A 15,846-nucleotide genomic window follows, 5' to 3' on the forward strand; every position below is an offset into this window, starting at 1 on the left:
GAGAATCCGTGGCCGCCCGCAGGACGGTCGGCGCAGATGCAAGTCGACATTTTTGCACGCAGATTTTTTCAAAAAGATTCGGCAGGGCTCGGCGGCGCCGCGGTCACGCCAAAACAGCGCGGTGGTCTTCCCCTGCCGCCGCGCTATAGTTGAAGGGAACGCCGCCAGGCCGGCGCTATCGCTGCAATCAAGGAGGACTTCATGGACCGCACCGCAAACGCCGTCTGGAAAGGCAATCTGAAAGAGGGCAACGGCACGCTCGACACGCAGAGCGGCGCCTTGAAGGGCACGCCCTATTCGTTCAAGGCTCGTTTCGAGGACGAGAGCGGTAAATCCGGCACCAATCCCGAAGAGTTGATCGCCGCCGCGCACGCCGGCTGCTACGCCATGCAGCTATCGCATTTCCTGGCCGAGAACGGCACGCCGGCCACCGAACTCGACGCCAAGGCGGTGGTGACCCTGGTGCCCGGCACCGGCATCACCGGCAGCGCCCTCACTTTGGTCGGCAAGGTGCCGGGCATCGACGCGGCGAAGTTCAAGGAATTGGCCGAAAAGGCCAAGGCCGAATGCCCGGTGTCGAAGGCGCTCGGCGCCATCAAGGTGTCGCTCGACGCGAAATTGGGGTGAAGGGCCGGCAGGGTCTGCACCGTACTTTCGCCGTCAGCGCCGCCCCTCACCTGGCTGCCGCCATCCTCTCCCCGTAAACGGGGCGAGGGATGCTGTTATCGACGGTTTCGCCAACCGCCAACGTTGCAAGAAATGCGTCGCGGTTGCGGCCGGCCTCCTTCTCCCCGTCACTATACGGGGAGAAGTGCCGGCAGGGCGATGAGGGGCAGCGCTAACTTCGGAAATCTTACCCGCCCAGCGCTTCGAGCCGGGCGCGCAGCGCGGCAACATCTTCTTCCAGCACCCTCACGCGCTCTTCCAGGTCGGAAGCAGGCATGGCTTGCGCGCTGCGCTGTACCGATAATGCTGCGACGTCCACCGCTCCAGCGAGCAGATGCACGTAGCGGTCCTCGCGCTGGCCCGGACCGCGTGGGATTTCCTGGATCAGCGGCGGCCGGCGACCGATCAGCATGTCGAGTTCGGCGCGCAGATCCTCGATTGAAGAAAACCGCGCCATGCGCTCGCTCCGCGCCAGGAGCTCATGCGCCGTCTGCGGTCCACGCAACAGGAGCAGCCCGAGCAAGGCGGTCTGCGGTGTGGTCAGCGAGAAGCGCTGCGCCATCTGATGCTCATACCGCTCGACGCGCGAACCGAACATCTGCCGCACCAGCCCCTTCTGCTCGAGCAGCTTTAGCCCGCGGTGCACCTCCGTCTGCTCCAGCGCCATGACAGGCTCGCGCGCCGTCTTCTGATTGGCTGCGGCAAGTGCCGCATTCAGCGTCAGCGGATAGACGTCAGGAGTCAGCTCCTTCTTTTCGATCAGGCAGCCGAGCACGCGAGCTTCGACGGGATTAAGGATGGGAAGGTCTTCGCTCATTGGGTTGCAATCCTTTCTGAGGCTGGCRGGACAGCCCCCTCTGTCCTGCCGGACATCTCCCCCACATGGGGGGAGATCGCCAGCTTCGCCGACAGCGAGCCATCCTTCAACCTTGGAGATTGGCGAACGACGGGATGACAGCCAATCTCCCCACCTGTGGGGGAGATGTCCGGCAGGACAGAGGGGCGCGAAGGATCGCTGCGTTCGAGATCGCCGCGAGCGGCCCGCCGGGCCTAAACCCGCCGCTCCACCATCATCTTCTTGATTTCGGCAATCGCCTTGGCCGGGTTCAGCCCCTTGGGACAAGTCTGGGCGCAGTTCATGATGGTGTGGCAGCGATAGAGCCGGAACGGGTCTTCGAGATTGTCGAGCCGCTCGCCCTTGGCTTCGTCGCGGCTGTCGATCAGCCAGCGATAGGCCTGCAGCAGCGTTGCCGGGCCAAGATAGCGGTCGCCATTCCACCAGTAGCTCGGGCACGAGGTCGAACAGCAGGCGCACAGGATGCACTCGTAGAGTCCGTCGAGCTTCTCGCGGTCCTCATGGCTCTGCAGCCACTCCTTGGCCGGCATCGGCGAAACCGTCTGCAGCCAGGGTTGGATAGAAGCATGCTGGGCGTAGAAATTGGTGAGGTCGGGCACCAGATCCTTGACCACCTGCATATGTGGCAGCGGATAGACTTTGACGGCGCCGGAAATGTCGTCGCAGCCCTTGGTGCAGGCCAGCGTGTTGGAGCCGTCTATGTTCATGGCGCAGGAGCCGCAAATGCCTTCGCGGCAGGAGCGGCGCAAGGCCAGCGTCGGGTCGATCTTGTTCTTGATGTAGAGCAGCGCGTCGAGCACCATCGGTCCGCAATCGTCCATGTCGACGAAATAGGTGTCGATGCGCGGGTTCTCGTCATCGTCCGGCGACCAGCGGTAGATCCGATATTCCCGCAGGTTGGTGGCGCCCTCCGGCTTGGGCCAGGTCTTGCCCGGCTGCACCTTCGAGTTCTTAGGAAGCGTGAGTTCGACCATTACCGCAGGTCCTTTCGGATGACGAGCTTCAGCCCGGACCAGATTTCATTGACGGCAGCGACCTTGACGTCGACCAGGTCGCGCTTCAGCGCCTCAGTGCGGACGACGCCTTCGGTGATATCGGTCGGCACTTTCGATGCCTTCTTCGGCCAGGATACCCAGACCATGCCGTTACGCTTGATCGCCGCTTCGACATCGCCGAGACGATCCTCGATCTCGGTGCGCTGCCGGGTGAAGGCATGGACGGCATCGTATTTCAGGGTCGTTCCCGAAATATCAGACCACTCGCCCAGCCGGTCGACCAGGGCGAAATCGACGGCCTCCGTGAGATCGCTGAGATCGTCGGGCAGCGCGATGAACGCCGCGACCATCCCGTCCTTCAGGCCAAGCTTGGCCTGAAGCGGCGTGCTCGAATATCCCGAGGCCGCCAGCGCCATGGTCAGTACACCCTGGCCTTGGGCGCGATCTTGGCGAGGCTGATGCCGCCATCCTTTTCCGCCTGCAGCGGCTCGGTGTGCACGGGGCGGTAGCTTAGGCTCACCTTGCCGTCCTCATTGAGCCGCGCCAGCGTGTGCTTGCGCCAGACCTTGTCGTCGCGGGCCGAGAAATCCTCTCGCGCATGCGCGCCACGGCTCTCCTTGCGGGCTTCAGCGCCGTAGACCGTGGTGATGGCATTGGCCATCAGGTTTTCCAGCTCCAGCGTCTCGACCAGGTCCGAGTTCCAGATCATCGAACGGTCGAAGACCTTGACGTCCTTGAGCTCGGTCCAGATCTCCGAAATGCGCTTGCAGCCGTTCTCCAGCGATTCCTGGGTGCGGAACACGGCGGCATCTTCCTGCATCGCCTTCTGCATCTTTTCACGCAGCACGGCGGTCGGCGTCGAGCCGTTGGCATGACGCAGCCGGTCGAAGCGGTCCATGATCCTTTCGACCGAGGCTTCATTGGGCGCGGGGATCGCCGAATTGCGGTCGATGACCTGGCCCGCGCGGATCGCCGCGGCGCGGCCGAACACCACCAGATCGATCAGCGAGTTCGAGCCCAGCCGGTTGGCGCCGTGCACCGAGGCGCAGCCGGCTTCACCGACCGCCATCAGCCCGGGCGACACCCGGTCGGGATTTTCGGCCGTCGGGTTGAGCACCTCGCCCCAGTAATTGGTCGGCACGCCGCCCATATTGTAGTGCACCGTCGGCAGCACCGGGATCGGTTCCTTGGTCAGGTCGACGCCGGCAAAGATCTTGGCCGATTCCGAAATGCCGGGCAGCCGCTCATGCAGCACGGCCGGATCGAGATGGTCGAGATGCAGGAAGATGTGGTCCTTCTTCTTGCCGACGCCGCGGCCTTCGCGGATCTCCAGCGTCATGCAGCGCGAGACGACGTCGCGCGAGGCAAGGTCCTTGGCCGACGGCGCGTAGCGCTCCATGAAGCGCTCGCCCTCGGAATTAACGAGATAGCCGCCCTCGCCGCGCGCGCCTTCGGTGATCAGGCAGCCGGCGCCGTAGATGCCGGTCGGGTGGAACTGCACGAATTCCATGTCCTGCAGCGGGAAGCCGGCGCGTGCGGCCATACCGCCACCATCGCCAGTGCAGGTGTGCGCCGAGGTCGCGGAGAAATAGGCGCGTCCGTAGCCGCCGGTTGCCAGCACCACCATCTTGGCCGAGAAGCGGTGAATGGTGCCGTCGTCGAGGTTCCAGGCGACGACGCCGGTGCAGGTGCCATCCGGCTCCATGATCAGGTCGAGCGCGAAATACTCGATGAAGAACTGCGCGTTATGCTTCAGCGACTGGCCGTAGAGCGTGTGCAGGATGGCATGCCCGGTACGGTCGGCCGCCGCGCAGGTGCGTTGCACCGGCGGGCCATCGCCATAGTTCATCATGTGGCCGCCGAACGGCCGCTGGTAGATCTTGCCCTCTTCGGTGCGCGAGAACGGCACGCCATAGTGCTCGAGTTCGTAGACCGCGGCCGGTGCTTCGCGCACCATATATTCCATGGCGTCGACATCGCCCAGCCAGTCCGATCCCTTGACGGTGTCATACATGTGCCACTGCCAGGAATCCGGACCCATATTGGACAGCGAGGCGGCAATGCCGCCTTGCGCCGCCACCGTGTGCGAGCGGGTCGGGAACACCTTGGTGATGCAGGCGGTGCGCAGGCCTTGCTCGGCCATGCCGAGCGTGGCGCGTAAGCCGGCGCCGCCGGCGCCGACGATCACGACATCGAATTTGTGGTCGACATAGGTGTAAGCCGGGTTGGCTGATTTTGCGTCCTTGGCCAACTCAGCCTCCGAATGCGAGCTTGAGCAGGGCGAAGATCGAGGCCACGCCGACCGCTATGGTGAAAAATGTGCTGAGCGCGATCGTCAGCAGCTTCAGGCCTTCGCTGATCACATAGTCCTCGATGATCACCTGCATGCCGAGCCGCATATGGTAAAGCCCGGAAATCAGGAAAAGAATCATCACCAGCGCCACGAACGGATTGGCGAGCGCTGCCCGCACCTCGGTATAGCCGGCGCCGTTGAGCGCGATGAGGAAGCCGACGAAGAACAGTGTCAGTGGAATGTTGGCGAGCGCCGTCAGCCGCTGGCGCCAGAAATGCTGTGTCCCCTCGTGGGACGAGCCGAGACCACGGACTTTCGCCAGCGGCGTGCGCATGTCGTTGTTGCTGCCGCTCATCACAGGGCTCCCCGCGCCATATAGCCGGCGACCCAGATCAGCAGCGTGAGCGCAACCGAGCCGGCGAGCGTCGTCCAGGCGATCTTCGATGCCGTGTGCTTCTCCAGCCCGGCGCCGGTGTCCCATACGAGATGGCGCACGCCACCCAGCATATGGTGCATCAGCGCCCAGGTGTAGCCGAACAGGATGAGGCGGCCGAGCCAGGTGCCGAAGGCCCAATTGACCCAATCGAAAGTCGCTTGCGAACTCGCCGCCGCCATCAGCCAGGCCGCGACCAGGAGCGTGCCGAAATACAGCGCGCCGCCGGTGATGCGATGAATGATCGACATCGTCATGGTGATCGGCGGGCGGTAGATCGTCAGATGCGGCGAGAGCGGCCGTTCACGTCTGGCGGTTCGGGTGGCTGGTGATTTGCTCATGGCTGCCCCAGTTCGAAGTCCGGAGCCGCAATGGAATGCAGCGTTTGCCGCCTTCATGTGTGACTTCAGACAGCCGGTTTCTAATGCTCTTTTTGCACCGCGTCAAAGCCAGAAAATCGTTTTGGAAACGTCATTTAGTCTGACAAAAAGGCTGGCGATTGCTTCAATCGATTAGGGGCCGGCCCGAAGCCGGCGCAACGTTCGCTGCAGTGCGGAATAATCGTTCCGCGACGGCGGTTCTGGATGAACATGCAGGCGAGCTATGACCTCGCCGTCGGGAGCAAGGCCAGGAAGGCCGAGATCGACAGAGCAACTCCAAGCGGCCTGACTAGGCCGACACCGGGGAGAAGGCGGCCGCCCGGACGGGGACCGCCTTCGGGGGGCTCAATCAGCGCACAACATACATGATGCGCCGTGTCTGCGGGTCCACCAGCGCAGGCTGGCCGTTCACATAGACATAGCGGTAGCGGTAATCGGGGATTTCGCGCAGTTCGACGGTGTCAGGCAAGGTCGCGCCTGTCACCACCTCGCCGTCGAGATAGACGGGGTCGAGCCGGTGCGTGCTGACATAGGTGCCGACTTCAGCCGGTGGCCTGTCGATGGCGTCGATGGGGCCGTCATCGGAAAGGATCGCGCCGGTATAAGTGTCGGGATAATCATCCTGCGGCGGTGTAACGACAGTGATGGCGGCGTCGGCGGGGCGGCGCGTCAGCACGACCCGGTTGCCGCCGAAATCGGCCGTCACATAGTCGGAATAGACCCAGCCCTGGCCGCCGGCTTCGGCGATGGTGCACCATTTGCTGTTTTCGATGCAGCCATTGAGCGTCGCCGACTGGCCGGCGGCAAGCACGCCGATCACCGGATATTGCGGGCCGGGGCCGGCGCGCACGTTAAGGTCGGTGACGGCCGAGACGGCAGTATCGGCGAGTGCCGCACCCGACATGGCGACAAGCGCCCCGGCGACGGCCGGAAACAGTATGCGTCTCATGATTTCGCTCCGTTTTCGTTGGTCCCTCGCGAGCCGAAACGAAACCGAGCCTTATGCGTTCCGGCTAAAATGCCTGTGCCGGCTCACGATTTATTCCGGTTTCTTTCGGCAAACCCGTCAGAAGCTCATGTACGAAGGCGAGTTTTTGCGCCGTCACGTCCGAAATGACGAAGGGATAGAGGTCGGGCAGGCCCATGCAGCGGTTGATCGAGTTGGAGGCTTCCGACAGCACCAGCCAGCGGGCGAGGATCTTTTCGAACGGCTCGGGCACGGCGTGAGGCTCGGCTGGGGCGGGCTGCAGGCGGCCACCGGTGTCGCCCTGCGGCAGCACATTGGCCTCCATCGTCTCCAGCTGGCCGAGCGGAAAGTTCAACGCGTGCACCATCTCCAGCGTGTCGGTGATGTGCAGATGGTGCGCCCAGGTCTCCGCCCAGTCTTCCCACGGGTGCGATGTCGCATAGGCCGAGATGTGGTTCTGCTGCCAGTCGGGCGCCGCACCATTGGCGTAGTAGGTCTGCAGCGCCTGTTCGTAATCGGCGCGCTCGTCGCCGAACAGCGCCCGGAAGGCGTCGAGCCTTTGCGGGTCGTCGCGGATCAGCCGGTCCCAATAATAGTGGCCGAGCTCATGGCGGAAATGGCCGAGCAGTGTGCGGTAGTTCTCGCCCATCTCGACGCGCCGTCGCTCGCGCTCGGCCGAGTCCGCCTCGGCGACATTGAGCGTGATCAGGCCGTTGTCGTGGCCGGTGAGGATGCGCTCGCCGCCGGGGCCACCGCCGATCGGGTCGGCCAGGAAGTCGAAGGCCAACCCGATCTCGTCGCCGGGGTTCTGCTTGGGCGCCACCGGCAGGCCGAAGGCGAGCAGCGAATAGATGGCGCGCTTCTTGGCCGCCTCGACGCGGATCCAGCGGCGGCGGTTGCCGTCGACGGAGAGGTCGGGGATCAGCTGATTCAGCACGCAGGCGCGGCAGAAGGGGTGGCCCGGCTCGGCCATCCAGTTGCAGGCGCATTCATCGGCGTTGGTGCAGTGGAAGATGCCGTCGATATCAGACAGGGCGAAGCGCGCATGCTCGGGGTCGTAGAGCACGAGGTTCGAGCAGCTCAGGCACTGCGCGTTCTCGAAATAGAGCCGGTGGCCGCAATGCGGACAGTCGAACAGTTTCATCTCGGCCTCAAATCGTCACGGCAGTTATATGGTACGCGCGGCGCGCGGCCCAAAACGCCAGTGACCGGCGGGCGTTCCCCTTTTGCCGGGGCTATTTCACGGCCAGCCGGGCGGCGACCTGCCGCGCCACGTTCTCACCCGACAGGCGCGCGCCGCCGCAGGTCTGGATCAGCGGGCCAGCCAGATGCTCGCCGGCGAAGAATATCTTGTCCGCTACCGGCTGCATTAGCGTTGCGCGCGCCTCCGAGCGTCCGGGACGGGCCGCGGCATAGGCCCCGCGCACGAAGCGCTCGCCACCCCAATTGGTCATCATGGCGCGTGCCACATGCTTTCTGGTGTCGCTGCCGAAAATGCCGCACAGCCGGTCGACGACGAAGTCGATGCCGGCCGCCTCGCCCGCCGCCGACATTTCCCAAGCGAAGTCGCCGCCGACGAAACCGACCATCAGATCGAGGTCGAAGGGGAAGCATAGGAAATAGATGTCGTGCCGCGCCATGCGTTCGATCAACAGATCGTCGAAGGGCTCCAAGCCGAGCCTGGTGCCGCGGATCTCCACCGGCAGCTTGGTCAGCATGCCCATCGGCAGGTCGAAGAAGGCGCCAAAATGCGCGTCGGGAAGTGCAGGCGAGAATTCGATCTCCTCGAAGGCGAGCACGGCCGGCGAGGCGGTGACGATCACCGCCTTGGCGCGCACGGTGCCGCGATCGGTGACGCAGGCGACGCCCGGCACATCCCACAGGATCTTGCGCACCGGCGTCGACAGTTCGACCGGCAGGTCGGCGCCGAAGCGGGCGACCAGCGCGCCGAAGCCTTCTTTGCTGAAATAGTTCGGGTCGAGATCGGCGGCGGCCTGGAAGTCGCGGATCGAGATCTCGTCCTCGTCGGCGCCGAAATCCATCGGTCCGGCGAAAGTGGCGGCGGCGCGCGGCGCCTGGCCCTTGGCCAGAAGCGTCGACAGCCGGTCGTCGTCGCCCTCTTCGACCTGATGCGTGGCCAGCAGCTCGAACAGCCGCGCATCGGCGGCCTTCATCTCTGCCTCCTCCTGCTCGCTCGCCTTGCGCTGGCGGTAATAGAGATGGTCGACATTCATGTCGTGGTGATGCAGCGTCCAGCCGGCAGCCTGCGCTTCGGGAAAATAGGGGTTGCGGTCGGCGGCGTGCAGCCAGGCGCAGCCGATGTCGAACGGGATGCCGAAATGCTGGTCGCTGGTCCAGGCGCGGCCGCCGATGCGGCCCATGGCTTCGAGCAGCTTGAAGGAAAGGCCTGCGGCACGAATGGTCCTGGCGGCAGCTAAGCCAGCTGAGCCGGCGCCGATGATGACGACATCAACGTCTTCCATGGTTTCCCCGCCACAATAAGCACTTGATCGTAGGCAAATTCCGCTGCATTGGCCAGCGTTGCGCCGGGGTACGGTGACAATGGCGCGTTTCACTGGCAAGTTCACAACCGGGACGTGATTCAGGCAATCAGGAGAGAAGCATGGCATTGTTTGCCAAGGGAAAGATTTTTGCGGCCACGGTGGTGGCGGTGCTTGCGCTGGCAACGGGCGCGCAGGCGGCGGCCAGCTGCGGCAAGACCGGCGCCGGTTTCGAGGCGTGGAAGCCGGAGTTCGCTGCAGAGGCCAAGGCCGAAGGTGTTGGCCCCAAGGGCCTGGCTGCTCTGGCCGGCGCCAGCTACGCGACCAAGACGATCTCCGTCGACCGCGCCATCCACAAGGCGTTCAGCGGCTCGGTGGATGCTTTCATGAAGCGCCGTGGCGGGGCTGCGATCATCTCCAAGGGCCGTGCGCTGAAGAAGTCGAACGCGGCAATGTTCGAGAGGATCGAGAGCAATTACGGCGTTTCGCCGGGCGTGCTGCTCGCCATCTGGGGCATGGAGACGGGCTTCGGTGCCTCCCTGGGCAACCAGAACACGGTCTCCGCCATCCTGACGCTGGCCTATGATTGCCGTCGTCCGGGGTTCTTCTACCCGCACGCCATTGCGGCGCTGAAGCTGGTCGATCGCGGCGCGCTGAGCGCCTCGTCGGTCGGCGCCGCGCATGGCGAGATCGGCCATACCCAATTCCTGCCCGGAAACGTCCTGAAGTATGGCGTCGGCAACGGAAATCTGCGCGACAAGGCAACCGCGCTGGCGTCCACCGCCAACTTCCTCAAGGCTCATGGCTGGCGGGCGGGCGCGAGCGCGAGCGCGAATATAGGCGCAATTGCCGGCTGGAATTCCGCCAGCGTCTACCAGCAGGCCATCGCCCAGATCGCCGATGCAATCGACGGCGGTTGAGCGACAATCCCATTCAACGGAAAGCCCGGCCAATGTGCCGGGCTTTTTTGTCGGTGCGTGGGGCACGCCAAGAGCGGCGAGCGCGTGGGCTCTCAATTGTAGCCGCCGCCCAAGGGGCATTTCTCGGAAGCGGGAACCTCGAAGGAGCCGCCGTAAAGATTCGAGCAGGTACGGTACTTGGAGTTCCTCGGCTTTGGAGGAGCCGCCTTTGGCCTGCCCTCGATCACCATTGGGACTCCGGCAGCTTGCGAGTAGCTGCCGCCCAAGGGGCATTTCGCGGAAGCGAGAACCTCGAAGGAGCCGGTGATAACATTTGAGCAGGTGCGGAATTTGGAGTTCTGCGGCGCCGGTGGTTGCGGAGGCGCTTTTGATTTGCCCTTGATGACCAGCCATATCTCGGTCGGTAGGTCGAGCTGCACTTTGTTCAAATCGGAGTAGCTGATCCGCCCGCTGCGGACCCCTTCGCCAATGCGTTGGCAGAACAAAGCCGGCATGCGCTCCTGCGAGACGCCCATGAAAGAGGCGATTTCGTGCTTGAACGTGATGCTCCATAAATGGACAGCGGAGATGCACCCGTCTGGATTCTGCTCGCCTTTCGCGGCTGCCTGCGAGGACTGGCATCCGGTAAAGACGACGGCCGCCGCAAGCAAGAGAAAAATGGCGTTCTTCACGATCAGAATCCCTCCGTCCCGCGAGGGAATTTAGATGAAGCTTTTAGAAGGTCAACAGGAGCCGCCCGGCTGGTTTGACTTTTCTTATATTAGAGATGCCAAATAAAAACCCGGCGTCTCCGCCGGGTCTGTCTGTAATAGTAGTTGGGCTCAACCCTTGCGGTTGCGTGCTGCAAGTGTCCTCAGCCGCAGCGCGTTGAGGCGGATGAAACCAGCGGCGTCCTTCTGGTCGTAGGCGCCGCGGTCGTCCTCGAAGGTGACCAGCGCGTCGGAATAGAGCGTCTTCTTCGACTTGCGGCCGGTGACCATGACATTGCCCTTGTAGAGTTTCAGGCGCACCGTGCCTTCGACATCTTCCTGGCTCTTGTCGATCATCGCCTGCAGCATCAGCCGCTCGGGCGAGAACCAGAAGCCGTTGTAAATCAGCTCGGCGTAGCGTGGCATGAACTCGTCCTTGAGGTGGCCTGCACCCCTGTCGAGCGTGATCGACTCGATCGCGCGGTGGGCGACGATCAGGATGGTGCCGCCGGGTGTTTCGTAGACGCCGCGCGACTTCATGCCGACGAACCGGTTCTCGACCAGGTCGAGCCGGCCAATGCCGTTGTCGCGGCCAAGATCGTTGAGGGCCGTCAGCATCGCAGCCGGCGACAGCTTCTTGCCGTTGAGCGCAATCGGATCGCCCTTCAAAAATTCGATCTCGATCTCGGTGACCTTGTCGGGCGCATCCATCGGCGAGACGGTGCGCTGGTGGACGAATTCCGGCGGTTCGCTCCACGGGTCTTCCAGCACCTTGCCCTCCGAGGAGGAGTGCAAGAGGTTGGCGTCGACCGAGAAGGGTGCCTCGCCTCTTTTGTCCTTCGCCACGGGGATCTGGTGCTGCTCGGCGAAATTGATCAGGTCGGTGCGCGACTTGAACGACCAGTCGCGCCAAGGCGCGATGACCTTGATGTCGGGGTTCAGCGCATAGGCCGAAAGCTCGAAACGGACCTGGTCGTTGCCCTTGCCGGTGGCGCCGTGGGCAATCGCGTCGGCGCCGGTCTCCCTGGCGATCTCGACCAGGTGTTTCGAGATCAGCGGACGGGCGATCGAGGTGCCGAGCAGATAGGTGCCTTCATAGACGGCGTTGGCGCGGAACATCGGGAAGACGAAGTCTGAGACGAACTCCTCGCGCACGTCGACGACGCGGATATCCTTGATGCCCATCATCTCGGCCTTCTTGCGCGCCGGCTCCAGCTCGCCGCCCTGGCCGAGATCGGCGGTGAAGGTGACGACTTCGGCGCCGAGTTCGGTCTGCAGCCATTTCAGGATGATGGAGGTGTCGAGGCCGCCGGAATAGGCGAGCACGACCTTCTTGACGTCTTTGGTCTTCGACATTGTTGGCGGTTCCGCGACAAGGGTTCTTCGCGGGCGAGGTATCACGGGCTTTCCGGCCAGCGCAAGGGACGAACGCCGATCAAGGCTGGACCAGATGCTGCGGCCGTCAGCGGCTGGAACGGGCCAAGCGCCTGCGCTATAGGCTGCGCTTCCTTTTGTTTAAGCATCGGATTCTCCCAAAACCGGCTTCCACTTTTGGGTCCGACGCTCTGCCAGGGGCCGCCAATGTCCTTCATTCCCGACACCACGACGCTGATCCAGTTCGCCGTCGCCACCATGATCCTGGCGATAACGCCGGGGCCAGACATGACGCTGTTCGTCTCACGCACGCTGAGCCAAGGCCGCGCTGCCGGCTTTGCCTCGCTGGCCGGGGCGCTGTGCGGCACGCTGATCCACACCACTTTGGTGGCGATCGGCATCTCGGCGCTGATCGTCGCCTCGCCAATGGCCTTCCTCGTGCTGAAGATCTTCGGCGCGGCCTATCTCGTCTTCCTGGCCTGGCAGGCGCTCACCAAAGGCTCGGCATTTTCGCCGCAGAAGAAGAGCGGCCCTGAGATTTCGCTGTTCCGCAGTTGGGCCGCCGGGCTCGGGGTCAATCAGCTCAACCCGAAGATCATCCTGTTTTTCATGACGTTTCTGCCGCAATTCGTCTCGGCGCATGACCCGAACGCACCGGGACAACTGTTCTTCCTCGGCGTCATGTTCATCGTGCTGTCGATCCCGGTGACGGCGCCGATGGTGTTTGCCGCGGAAAAGTTTTCGGCGGCGATGAAGGCCAGCCCGCGCGTCACGCGGGTGGTCGACTATCTCTTTGCCGGGGTGTTTTCGGCCTTCGCGCTCAAGATTTTGACTGCTCAGGCGAAGTAGCCGCCTGCCACCAGCTTCCGGCCCAGCGGCCGGCGCTTAGCCAGTAGAAGATGCCGCCGACCATGCCGCAGCCGATCACGGCGGCGATGGCGTGCGGTTCGGTGACGTCAAAGTTGATATCGGCATTCTGGTGGGCGAAGCCGAGGAACGCCGCGGCCACGATGCCGCCCGCAAGGGCATAGAACAGCCAGTCTCTGCGGCTGAGTATCTCCGAGATCAAGATGACGATGGCCGCCGGCATGAAGGCGAAATAAGCGATGAACAGCGCCACGAAGGGGATCGAGAAATACAGCGATGCGGTCGCCGTCGGGCGGGCATGTTCCGGCGCGTAACCGAGCGAGGCCAGGAACAGGACGTTGAGAAAGGCGCTCGCCGCCAGCGAAGCGACGATATAGCCGAACAGGATGACGGCGAAGCGGGCGAGATAGGCGATGACGCGGCTCACGCCTCGCCGTGCCCCGCGATCATCATGGCTTCCAGCGCCAGCCGGTCGACCTTGCGCATGCGTTCGGAGTCCGACTTGAGCTGGCCGCAGGCGGCGAGGATATCGCGGCCGCGCGGGGTGCGGATCGGCGAAGCATAGCCGGCATTGTTGATGTAGTCGGCAAACTTCTCGATCGTCTCCCAGTCCGAGCACTGGTAGTTGGTGCCCGGCCACGGGTTGAACGGGATCAGGTTGATCTTGGCCGGAATGCCCTTGAGCAATTTAATCAGCCCTTTGGCGTCCTCGATGGAATCGTTGACGTCCTTCAGCATCACATATTCGAAGGTGATGCGCTTGGCGTTGGACAGGCCCGGATAGGCGCGGCAGGCCGCGATCAGTTCCTTCAGCGGATACTTCTTGTTGATCGGCACCAGCAGATCGCGCAGATCGTCATTGGTGGCGTGCAGCGAGATCGCCAGCATGACGCCGATTTCTTCGCCGGTGCGCAGGATTTCCGGCACCACACCCGAGGTCGACAGCGTGATCCGGCGCTTGGACAGGGAAAGCCCGTCGCCATCGGAGGCGATCAGTAGCGCCTTCTTCACCGCCTCGAAATTGTAGAGCGGCTCGCCCATGCCCATCATGACGATGTTGGACACTTTGCGGCCCTCGGCCGGCACGATGGCGCCGTCGGGCGTGTCGCGGTCGGGGAAATCGCCGAGCCGGTCGCGGGCGGTGAGCAATTGGGCGAGGATTTCCTCGGCAGTCAAATTGCGAACCAACTTCTGGGTGCCGGTGTGGCAGAAGGAGCAGGTCAGCGTGCAGCCTACCTGCGAGGAGATGCACAGCGTGCCGCGGCCTTCCTCGGGGATGTAGACGGTCTCGATCTCGACCGGACGGCCGGCGCCGCGCGGCGGAAAGCGGAACAGCCATTTGCGCGTGCCGTCGGAGGAAATCTGTTCCTCGACGATCTCGGGCCGAGCGACGGTGAAATGCTTGTCGAGCTCGGCGCGCAGATCCTTGGAGATGTTGAACATGCCGGCGAAGTCGGAGACGCCGCGCACATACATCCAGTGCCACAGCTGCTGGGCGCGCATTTTCGCCTGGCGCTCGGGCACGATGCCGGCCCCGACAAGGGCCTCGCCGAGCTCGGCCCGGGTCATGCCGATCAGCGACGGCTTCTCGGCCGATGTGGCACGGGCGCGCAACGCATCGCGTGCGCCCTCAGTGGTGAGATCGAAGGAAAGGGTCATATCAGCGCCAATATAAGCGAATTGCGGCCGATTTCATCCATCGTGCCGGAAAGAAGCGCGGCGCATAGCACAGCTTGCGGCGAGAGTCATGCGAGGCGGCGAATGTTGCGGCCTGCCGATCCCATCGTCCGGCTGACCCGTCGCGAGCGGCGAAGCGCCATCCCCATCGCGGAAAATCGATCACATGTTCGTGTTGGCGTAACGGTTGGCAGTCCATCGCGAAATCTGAAAGGGGGCGACTATGCCTCTGTAAAAATGGGAGTACGCGGAATGCAATCAATCAAGCTTATTGTTGTTGCCGGACTCATCGGCATGTCTGCCGCCCCGGCGTTTGCCGAGGATGCGATGGGAACGATGACCATGATGAAGGGCGGGCAGGTGACGGCGATCATGCCGGACGGCCACATGGGCACTATGATGCCGGATGCCAAGATGGGCGCCGAGATGATGAAGATGGCAAAGCCGATCAAGCACTGCATGATGATGATGACCGACGCCAAGGGCAAAGCCTACATGATCGACACGTCCACCAAGAAGGCTCAGGCCGAATGTGAAAAAATGGCCATGTGAGGTTCGAACCGGCCTCGCTTCGCGCATTCCCGCCGGCGCAGGCGTCGGCGGGCCAATCTCGAATGCCTGGGCGAAAGTGGCCTTGAACTGAGTGGCAGTTCGTCAAAAAGCAAAGGCCGGACCTTGCGGCCTGGCCTTCATTCAAATTCCGTCAGACCAATCGGCTTACTTGCACTTTGCGATGGACGACAACGCGGCCGAGATGCCTTTCAGCGAAAACACATAGGTTGTCGTGTTGCCGCGGCCAGACTTCGCCGACACCTTCATGTCGGTGCCAGTCTTCATGGCGGCGATCAGCACCGGCTCTTCGGCGGCGTTCTCCACCCAGGCCGATTTGCCGCGGGTGAACATCGAGAACGACTTCTTGTCGATGGTGACGGTCGCCTTGGAGCCTTCCTGGAAGGTGTAGCCGGCGATAAATTGCGGCTCGTAGGACACCTGCTGGCCCGGCCGCTGGCTGACGAAGAAGAACATGTCGCCATGGTCCAGCGTCGGCGGCTGCTTGTCGGTCGGCACGGTCAAGACGTAGCAGACCTTGCCGCCCTGCGCCTGATAGCTGTAGGTGCCCCAGGCGTTGTGCTGGCCGATCTTGGTCGCCTGCTGCGCCAGTGCTGGCGCTGCAAAGGCCACCAGGACTAGGCTCGAGACTAGTGCAATCAATCCGCGCATCGTTTTT

The 15,846-nt window shown here is 63.3% G+C and carries 18 protein-coding genes; 4 read left to right on the forward strand and 14 right to left on the reverse strand.

The window, feature by feature from the left end; translation table 11 throughout:
• Positions 1–201: 201 nt before the first annotated feature.
• Positions 202–627: an OsmC family protein gene (locus AC1D1L_RS11600; protein WP_477341352.1), complete on the forward strand. Its 426-nt coding sequence runs from the start codon at positions 202–204 to the stop codon at positions 625–627.
• A gap of 226 nt (positions 628–853) precedes the next feature.
• Here AC1D1L_RS11600 and AC1D1L_RS11605 read toward each other — a convergent pair whose 3' ends face one another.
• The 9 genes from AC1D1L_RS11605 to AC1D1L_RS11645 all read right to left on the reverse strand — a co-directional run bounded on the left by AC1D1L_RS11605 (position 854) and on the right by AC1D1L_RS11645 (position 9,073).
• Complete coding sequence (locus AC1D1L_RS11605; RefSeq protein ID WP_477341354.1) at positions 854–1,483, reverse strand: YceH family protein; 630 nt, start codon at positions 1,481–1,483, stop codon at positions 854–856.
• 233 nt (positions 1,484–1,716) lie between these two features.
• On the reverse strand, positions 1,717–2,496 hold the full coding sequence (locus AC1D1L_RS11610; RefSeq protein ID WP_112560055.1) for a succinate dehydrogenase iron-sulfur subunit: 780 nt from the start codon (positions 2,494–2,496) through the stop codon (positions 1,717–1,719).
• The gene (locus tag AC1D1L_RS11615) at positions 2,496–2,933 is read right to left on the reverse strand and encodes a DUF3052 family protein (protein WP_477341356.1); all 438 of its coding nucleotides are present in this window, start codon (positions 2,931–2,933) and stop codon (positions 2,496–2,498) included. The genes AC1D1L_RS11610 and AC1D1L_RS11615 overlap by 1 nt, the downstream gene beginning before the upstream one ends.
• Positions 2,934–2,935: 2 nt before the next feature.
• Positions 2,936–4,768 carry a succinate dehydrogenase flavoprotein subunit gene (gene sdhA / locus AC1D1L_RS11620; RefSeq protein WP_477341358.1) on the reverse strand — a complete coding sequence of 611 codons (1,833 nt, stop codon included), beginning with the start codon at positions 4,766–4,768 and terminating at the stop codon, positions 2,936–2,938.
• Position 4,769: 1 nt separating this feature from the next.
• Complete coding sequence (sdhD, locus tag AC1D1L_RS11625) at positions 4,770–5,165, reverse strand: succinate dehydrogenase, hydrophobic membrane anchor protein (protein WP_192254711.1); 396 nt, start codon at positions 5,163–5,165, stop codon at positions 4,770–4,772.
• On the reverse strand, positions 5,165–5,584 hold the full coding sequence (gene sdhC, locus AC1D1L_RS11630) for a succinate dehydrogenase, cytochrome b556 subunit (protein WP_477341360.1): 420 nt from the start codon (positions 5,582–5,584) through the stop codon (positions 5,165–5,167). Before sdhC ends, sdhD begins: the two co-directional genes overlap by 1 nt.
• 388 nt (positions 5,585–5,972) lie before the next feature.
• Positions 5,973–6,572, reverse strand: coding sequence for a DUF1236 domain-containing protein (locus AC1D1L_RS11635; protein ID WP_477341362.1), 600 nt, complete (start codon positions 6,570–6,572; stop codon positions 5,973–5,975).
• Positions 6,573–6,636: 64 nt separating this feature from the next.
• Positions 6,637–7,734, reverse strand: a complete 1,098-nt coding sequence (locus AC1D1L_RS11640; protein ID WP_477341364.1) for a zinc-binding metallopeptidase family protein — start codon at positions 7,732–7,734, stop codon at positions 6,637–6,639.
• 91 nt (positions 7,735–7,825) lie between these two features.
• Positions 7,826–9,073: a flavin monoamine oxidase family protein gene (locus AC1D1L_RS11645; RefSeq protein ID WP_192254706.1), complete on the reverse strand. Its 1,248-nt coding sequence runs from the start codon at positions 9,071–9,073 to the stop codon at positions 7,826–7,828.
• A gap of 140 nt (positions 9,074–9,213) precedes the next feature.
• Here AC1D1L_RS11645 and AC1D1L_RS11650 point away from each other — a divergent pair, with 140 nt between their 5' ends.
• Positions 9,214–10,011, forward strand: coding sequence for a lytic murein transglycosylase (locus tag AC1D1L_RS11650; RefSeq protein WP_477341366.1), 798 nt, complete (start codon positions 9,214–9,216; stop codon positions 10,009–10,011).
• A gap of 92 nt (positions 10,012–10,103) precedes the next feature.
• Here AC1D1L_RS11650 and AC1D1L_RS11655 read toward each other — a convergent pair whose 3' ends face one another.
• Both AC1D1L_RS11655 and AC1D1L_RS11660 read right to left on the reverse strand, forming a co-directional pair.
• Positions 10,104–10,682 (reverse strand): hypothetical protein, encoded by a 579-nt coding sequence (locus tag AC1D1L_RS11655; RefSeq protein ID WP_477341368.1) that lies wholly within the window; start codon positions 10,680–10,682, stop codon positions 10,104–10,106.
• Between the two features lie 150 nt (positions 10,683–10,832).
• Positions 10,833–12,056 carry an argininosuccinate synthase gene (locus tag AC1D1L_RS11660; protein ID WP_352556974.1) on the reverse strand — a complete coding sequence of 408 codons (1,224 nt, stop codon included), beginning with the start codon at positions 12,054–12,056 and terminating at the stop codon, positions 10,833–10,835.
• Between the two features lie 225 nt (positions 12,057–12,281).
• Here AC1D1L_RS11660 and AC1D1L_RS11665 point away from each other — a divergent pair, with 225 nt between their 5' ends.
• Positions 12,282–12,923, forward strand: coding sequence for a LysE family translocator (locus AC1D1L_RS11665; protein WP_477341370.1), 642 nt, complete (start codon positions 12,282–12,284; stop codon positions 12,921–12,923).
• Here the strand turns inward: AC1D1L_RS11665 and AC1D1L_RS11670 are convergent.
• Both AC1D1L_RS11670 and rlmN read right to left on the reverse strand, forming a co-directional pair.
• Complete coding sequence (locus AC1D1L_RS11670) at positions 12,895–13,368, reverse strand: hypothetical protein (protein ID WP_477341372.1); 474 nt, start codon at positions 13,366–13,368, stop codon at positions 12,895–12,897. The two genes, AC1D1L_RS11665 and AC1D1L_RS11670, sit on opposite strands and share 29 nt — an antisense overlap.
• Complete coding sequence (rlmN, locus tag AC1D1L_RS11675; RefSeq protein WP_477341374.1) at positions 13,365–14,600, reverse strand: dual-specificity RNA methyltransferase RlmN; 1,236 nt, start codon at positions 14,598–14,600, stop codon at positions 13,365–13,367. The genes AC1D1L_RS11670 and rlmN overlap by 4 nt, the downstream gene beginning before the upstream one ends.
• Before the next feature lie 102 nt (positions 14,601–14,702).
• On the opposite strand from rlmN, the gene AC1D1L_RS11680 reads away from it, so the two are divergent.
• Positions 14,703–15,170 carry a hypothetical protein gene (locus tag AC1D1L_RS11680; protein WP_477341376.1) on the forward strand — a complete coding sequence of 156 codons (468 nt, stop codon included), beginning with the start codon at positions 14,703–14,705 and terminating at the stop codon, positions 15,168–15,170.
• A gap of 165 nt (positions 15,171–15,335) precedes the next feature.
• On the opposite strand, the gene AC1D1L_RS11685 is transcribed toward AC1D1L_RS11680, so the two are convergent.
• Positions 15,336–15,839 carry an invasion associated locus B family protein gene (locus AC1D1L_RS11685; RefSeq protein ID WP_477341378.1) on the reverse strand — a complete coding sequence of 168 codons (504 nt, stop codon included), beginning with the start codon at positions 15,837–15,839 and terminating at the stop codon, positions 15,336–15,338.
• Between the last annotated feature and the right edge of the window lie 7 nt (positions 15,840–15,846).

This window comes from Mesorhizobium sp. P2_D6, from assembly GCF_056404315.1.

What these genes read in the sequence shown, in the direction of transcription:
- AC1D1L_RS11640 (WP_477341364.1), bottom strand. Translation starts at nt 7,734, where the DNA reads ATGAAACTGTTCGACTGTCCGCATTGCGGCCACCGGCTCTATTTCGAG.
- AC1D1L_RS11685 (WP_477341378.1), bottom strand. Translation starts at nt 15,839, where the DNA reads ATGCGCGGATTGATTGCACTAGTCTCGAGCCTAGTCCTGGTGGCCTTT.
- AC1D1L_RS11610 (WP_112560055.1), bottom strand. Translation starts at nt 2,496, where the DNA reads ATGGTCGAACTCACGCTTCCTAAGAACTCGAAGGTGCAGCCGGGCAAG.
- AC1D1L_RS11665 (WP_477341370.1), top strand. Translation starts at nt 12,282, where the DNA reads ATGTCCTTCATTCCCGACACCACGACGCTGATCCAGTTCGCCGTCGCC.
- AC1D1L_RS11680 (WP_477341376.1), top strand. Translation starts at nt 14,703, where the DNA reads ATGTTGCGGCCTGCCGATCCCATCGTCCGGCTGACCCGTCGCGAGCGG.
- AC1D1L_RS11635 (WP_477341362.1), bottom strand. Translation starts at nt 6,572, where the DNA reads ATGAGACGCATACTGTTTCCGGCCGTCGCCGGGGCGCTTGTCGCCATG.
- AC1D1L_RS11605 (WP_477341354.1), bottom strand. Translation starts at nt 1,483, where the DNA reads ATGAGCGAAGACCTTCCCATCCTTAATCCCGTCGAAGCTCGCGTGCTC.
- AC1D1L_RS11650 (WP_477341366.1), top strand. Translation starts at nt 9,214, where the DNA reads ATGGCATTGTTTGCCAAGGGAAAGATTTTTGCGGCCACGGTGGTGGCG.
- AC1D1L_RS11615 (WP_477341356.1), bottom strand. Translation starts at nt 2,933, where the DNA reads ATGGCGCTGGCGGCCTCGGGATATTCGAGCACGCCGCTTCAGGCCAAG.
- sdhC (WP_477341360.1), bottom strand. Translation starts at nt 5,584, where the DNA reads ATGAGCAAATCACCAGCCACCCGAACCGCCAGACGTGAACGGCCGCTC.
- sdhD (WP_192254711.1), bottom strand. Translation starts at nt 5,165, where the DNA reads ATGAGCGGCAGCAACAACGACATGCGCACGCCGCTGGCGAAAGTCCGT.
- AC1D1L_RS11660 (WP_352556974.1), bottom strand. Translation starts at nt 12,056, where the DNA reads ATGTCGAAGACCAAAGACGTCAAGAAGGTCGTGCTCGCCTATTCCGGC.
- rlmN (WP_477341374.1), bottom strand. Translation starts at nt 14,600, where the DNA reads ATGACCCTTTCCTTCGATCTCACCACTGAGGGCGCACGCGATGCGTTG.
- AC1D1L_RS11600 (WP_477341352.1), top strand. Translation starts at nt 202, where the DNA reads ATGGACCGCACCGCAAACGCCGTCTGGAAAGGCAATCTGAAAGAGGGC.
- AC1D1L_RS11645 (WP_192254706.1), bottom strand. Translation starts at nt 9,073, where the DNA reads ATGGAAGACGTTGATGTCGTCATCATCGGCGCCGGCTCAGCTGGCTTA.